The sequence below is a fragment of the Microbacterium sp. BF1 genome (genome assembly GCF_019279095.1).
Taxonomy (GTDB): domain Bacteria; phylum Actinomycetota; class Actinomycetes; order Actinomycetales; family Microbacteriaceae; genus Microbacterium; species Microbacterium maritypicum.
Genome location: NZ_JAGYWT010000189.1, coordinates 1 through 4,517, shown reverse-complemented (window position 1 = coordinate 4,517; position 4,517 = coordinate 1). Strand labels below are relative to the sequence as shown.

General features: G+C 66.2%; 6 protein-coding genes. All 6 read right to left on the bottom strand.

Annotated features, from left to right (window positions below; translation table 11 throughout):
* Window positions 1-97: 97 nt before the first annotated feature.
* On the bottom strand, window positions 98-451 hold the full coding sequence (locus KZA10_RS08370) for an RNA polymerase-binding protein RbpA (RefSeq protein ID WP_017830291.1): 354 nt from the start codon (window positions 449-451) through the stop codon (window positions 98-100).
* Window positions 451-699 carry a preprotein translocase subunit SecG gene (gene secG, locus KZA10_RS08365; RefSeq protein WP_017202783.1) on the bottom strand — a complete coding sequence of 83 codons (249 nt, stop codon included), beginning with the start codon at window positions 697-699 and terminating at the stop codon, window positions 451-453. The genes KZA10_RS08370 and secG overlap by 1 nt, the downstream gene beginning before the upstream one ends.
* A gap of 81 nt (window positions 700-780) precedes the next feature.
* Complete coding sequence (gene tpiA / locus KZA10_RS08360) at window positions 781-1,572, bottom strand: triose-phosphate isomerase (RefSeq protein WP_218682632.1); 792 nt, start codon at window positions 1,570-1,572, stop codon at window positions 781-783.
* On the bottom strand, window positions 1,563-2,777 hold the full coding sequence (gene pgk, locus KZA10_RS08355; protein ID WP_141386161.1) for a phosphoglycerate kinase: 1,215 nt from the start codon (window positions 2,775-2,777) through the stop codon (window positions 1,563-1,565). Before pgk ends, tpiA begins: the two co-directional genes overlap by 10 nt.
* A 10-nt stretch (window positions 2,778-2,787) precedes the next feature.
* Window positions 2,788-3,798 (bottom strand): type I glyceraldehyde-3-phosphate dehydrogenase, encoded by a 1,011-nt coding sequence (gap, locus tag KZA10_RS08350; RefSeq protein ID WP_017830288.1) that lies wholly within the window; start codon window positions 3,796-3,798, stop codon window positions 2,788-2,790.
* A gap of 115 nt (window positions 3,799-3,913) precedes the next feature.
* Window positions 3,914-4,517 (bottom strand): superoxide dismutase (locus KZA10_RS08345; protein WP_218682631.1); only part of this gene is annotated, 604 nt, incomplete at its 5' end.

Here is a 4,517-nt window from a genome sequence, read left to right as displayed (position 1 = left end):
CATCGACGCAGCGGCGGGCTGCCGCTGAGCACGGTCTCCGGATACGGAAGAAGCCGCCGCGATCACTCGCGGCGGCTTCTTCTAGGTCAGACCGAGGTCACTGTCCCCGGCGCTCACGCAACTGCGTGAGCGCATCGTCGAGAAGCTGGACGGCTTCCTCGTCGGTACGACGCTCCTTCACGTAGGCGAGGTGAGTCTTGTACGGTTCCGCCTTCGCGAGTGCAGGAGGATTCTCCTTGTCGCGACCGGCGGGAAGACCGGACTGCGGGTGATCGATCGTCTCCGGGATCTCCTCTTCCGGGAGACCGGCGGCGAAGTACCGCACGGTCTCGTTGCCGAGGCCGTCCCAGTACGAGACCGCGATGCGGTCGGCGTGATAGCCGTGGTCCTGCTCGCCCATGGGGCCGGAGCCCACTCGGGTTCCGCGGATCGCGTTTCCACCGGTTGCCATCAGATGACCTCGAATTTCGTGATGAGGCCCAGCGCGACGATGGAGACGAACCACGTCAGAGCCAGGACGACGGTGAAGCGGTTCAGGTTCCGCTCCGCGAGTCCGGAAGAGCCGACCGCGGAGGTCATGCCTCCACCGAACATGTCGGACAGGCCACCGCCGCGACCTTTGTGCAAGAGGATGAGGAGGGTCAGCAGAACGCTGGTGATACCCAGCACGACCTGCAGGACGAACTCGAGAATTGCCACGAGAAAGAGCCTTTCGCTGGGGCCGGAGCGCCCCCGTAACGGTCAAGTATACGGTGCAGCGGGGCCGAAGCCCCGCTGCACTCACACGCCGACGTGCTTCTCGAAGCGGATGATCGCGGCGAACTCGTCCACGACGAGGCTCGCCCCGCCGACCAGAGCGCCGTCCACATCGGGTTCGCGCATGAAGCTGGCGATGTTGCCCGACTTCACCGAACCGCCGTAGAGGATGCGCGTGCGCGCGGCCGCTTCGTCGCCCAAAACCTTCGCGATGACGGCGCGCAGTGCGGCGCAGACATCCTGCGCCTGCTGCGGGGTCGCCGCCTGGCCGGAGCCGATCGCCCATACGGGCTCGTAGGCCACGACGATGTCCGCCTTCGGCGAGACACCCTCGAGCGCGGCTTCGAGCTGGGACACCGGAACCGCACTGGCGCCGAACTTCTCGAGGTCGCCAGCGGTCTCACCGACGCAGATCACGGGCACGAGGCCGTGCCTGAGCGACGCCTTCACCTTGGCGGCCACGATGTCGTCGCCTTCGCAGTGGTACTCACGACGCTCGGAGTGTCCGATGATGACGTACTTCGCGTCGAGCTTCGCCAGGAACGCCCCGGAGACCTCGCCGGTGTACGCACCGAAGTCGTGCGCCGACACATCCTGCGCACCGAGCGCGAACGGGATCTTGTCCGCATCGATGAGCGTCTGCACGCTGCGGATGTCGGTGAAGGGCGGGAAGACCGCCACCTCGACGGACCCGTCCTCGTGCTTGGCATCCTTCAACGTCCAGTGCAGCTTCTGCACGAACGCGACCGCCTGAAGGTGGTCGAGATTCATCTTCCAGTTTCCCGCGATCAGCGGGGTACGGGAGTTCACGCCCATCCGAGGACCTCCAGCCCAGGTAGTTTCTTGCCCTCGAGGAATTCGAGGCTCGCGCCGCCGCCGGTCGAGATGTGACCGAACTGGTCGTCGGAGAATCCGAGCTGACGCACGGCCGCCGCGGAGTCACCGCCGCCCACCACGCTGAGGCCGTCGACCTCGGTGAGCGCCTGCGCCACGGTCTTGGTGCCGGCCGCGAACGCGGGGAACTCGAACACGCCCATCGGGCCGTTCCAGAACACCGTCTTCGACTCGCGGATGACCTCCGCGAAACGCTCCGCCGTCGCAGGGCCGATGTCCAGTCCGATGCCGGAGGCACCGAACGGCGTCGACTCGATCGCGTCGGCTGCGGCGACTTCGTGCGCGGCGTCCGCGGCGAAGGATGCGGCGACCACGACATCGGTGGGGAGCACGAGCTCCACGCCACGCTCGGCGGCCTCCGCGATGTAGCCGCGAACCGTCTCGAGCTGGTCCTCTTCCAGCAGGCTCGACGCCACGGCGTGGCCCTGTGCCTTCAGGAAGGTGAACAGCATGCCGCCGCCGACGAGGATCCTGTCCACCCGCGGAAGCAGATGCGAGATGACGCCCAGCTTGTCGCTGACCTTCGATCCGCCGAGAACGACCGCGTACGGGCGCTCCGGGTTCTCGGTCAGACGATCGAGCACATCGAGCTCGGCGGCGATCAGCAGGCCTGCCGCCGACGGGAGCAGCTCGGCGAGCTCGTAGACGCTCGCCTGCTTGCGGTGAACGACCCCGAACCCGTCGGAGACGAGAACGTCCCCGAGCGTGGCCAGCTCCGCGGCGAACGCGGCGCGGGTGGCGTCATCCTTCGCCGTCTCCCCCGCGTTGAACCGCAGGTTCTCGATGACGACGACCCCGCCGTCCTCGAGCGAGGCGACGGCCTCCTGAGCCGACTCGCCGACGGTGTCGCGTGCGAAGGCGACAGGAGCGCCGAGCAGCTCGGAGAGCCGCTGGGCCACCGGCTCCAGGCTGTACTGAGGATCGGGCGCGCCATCCGGACGGCCGAGGTGGGAGCACACGACCACGCGGGCACCCGCGTTGATCAGTGCATTGAGGGTCGGCAACGAGGCGCGGACACGGCCATCGTCCGTGATGATCCCATCCCGCAGGGGGACGTTGAGATCACAACGGACGATGACGCGCTTGCCCTCGAGCGACCCCAGTGTGTCCAGGGTGCGCAGAGTCATGTGTCTGAGCTTAGAGGCGCTCGGCCACGTACTCGGTCAGGTCGACGAGACGGTTGGAGTAGCCCCACTCGTTGTCGTACCAGCTGGAGACCTTGATCAGGTTGCCGCTGACGTTGGTGAGCGTCGAGTCGAAGATCGACGAGTGCGGGTTGTGCACGATGTCGCTCGAGACGATCGGGTCCTCGTTGTACTGGAGGAAACCGGCGAGGCGACCCTCGGCAGCAGCCTTCTTGTACGCCTCGTTGACCTCGTCGACCGTCAGGTTCTCGCGGTCCGTGATGAGGGTGAGGTCGACGATCGAGCCGGTGGGAACCGGGACGCGGTACGAGGAGCCGCTCAGCTTGCCCTGGAGCTCCGGCAGCACCTCTCCGATGGCCTTGGCGGCACCGGTGGAGGCGGGAGTGATGTTGATCGCGGCGGCGCGTGCACGGCGGAGGTCGCTGTGCGGGCCGTCCTGCAGGTTCTGGTCGGCGGTGTACGCGTGCGCGGTCATCATGAAGCCGCGGTCGATACCGAAGGCGTCGTTGAAGACCTGTGCCAGCGGTGCGAGGCAGTTCGTGGTGCAAGACGCGTTGGAGATGATGTGATCCGTCTCCGGGTTGTACGTGTCCTCGTTCACGCCCATGACGAACGTGCCGTCGACGCCGGTGCCCGGTGCCGAGATGAGGACCTTCTTCGCGCCGGCCTCGATGTGCTTCTTGGCCAGCTCGGCCTTGGTGAAGAAGCCGGTCGACTCGATCACGATGTCGACTCCCAGCTCGCCCCACGGGAGGCCTGCGGGGTCGCGCTCGGCGAACGCCTTGATCGTCTTGCCGTTGACGGTAATGCTGTCCTCGTCGTAGCTGATCTCGGCGTCGAGGACGCCGCCCACCGAGTCGTACTTCAGCAGGTGCGCCAGGGTCTTGTTGTCGGTGAGGTCGTTGACGGCGACGATCTCAAGGTCCGCTCCCTGCGCGAGAGCCGCGCGGAAGTAGTTGCGTCCGATGCGGCCGAAGCCGTTGATACCGATCTTGACAGACACTCAGGTCTCCCTGTTTCTCGTGCGCTGCACGCAGCTTTCCAGCAAGCGTGAAGCGCGGGGTTTTTTGGCTGAGAGGGCGTCCCGACGAGCCGTGGCCCGTCGGGACGCGATCCGATTACGACAGTACCAGCAGGCCGTTCGTCTGCTTACGGGCGACCTCGAGACGCTGGGCGACGTTCTCCCAGTTCGCGATGTTCCACGCGGCCTTGACGTAGTCGGCCTTGACGTTGAGGTAGTCGAGGTAGAAGGCGTGCTCCCACATGTCGAGCTGGAACAGCGGGATCGTGCCCTGCGCGGTGTTCGACTGCTGGTCGAACAGCTGCTGGATGATCAGGCGCGAGCCGATCGAGTCCCAGCTGAGCACCGCCCAGCCGGAGCCCTGGATGCCGGTCGCTGCAGCCGTGAAGTGGGCCTGGAACTTCTCGAACGAGCCGAAGTACTCATCGATCGCCGCCTTCAGCTCACCCTCGGGCTGGCCTCCGCCGTTCGGCGAGAGGTTCGTCCAGAAGATCGAGTGGTTGACGTGACCGCCGAGGTTGAAGGCGAGGTCCTTCTCGAGCTTGTTGACGTTCGCGAGGTTGCCGCTCTCGCGGGCCTCGGCGAGCTGGTCGAGCGCCGTGTTCGCTCCGGCGACGTAGGCCGCGTGGTGCTTGTCATGGTGCAGTTCCATGATCTTGCCGCTGATGTGCGGCTCGAGAGCTGCGAAGTCGTAGGGAAGG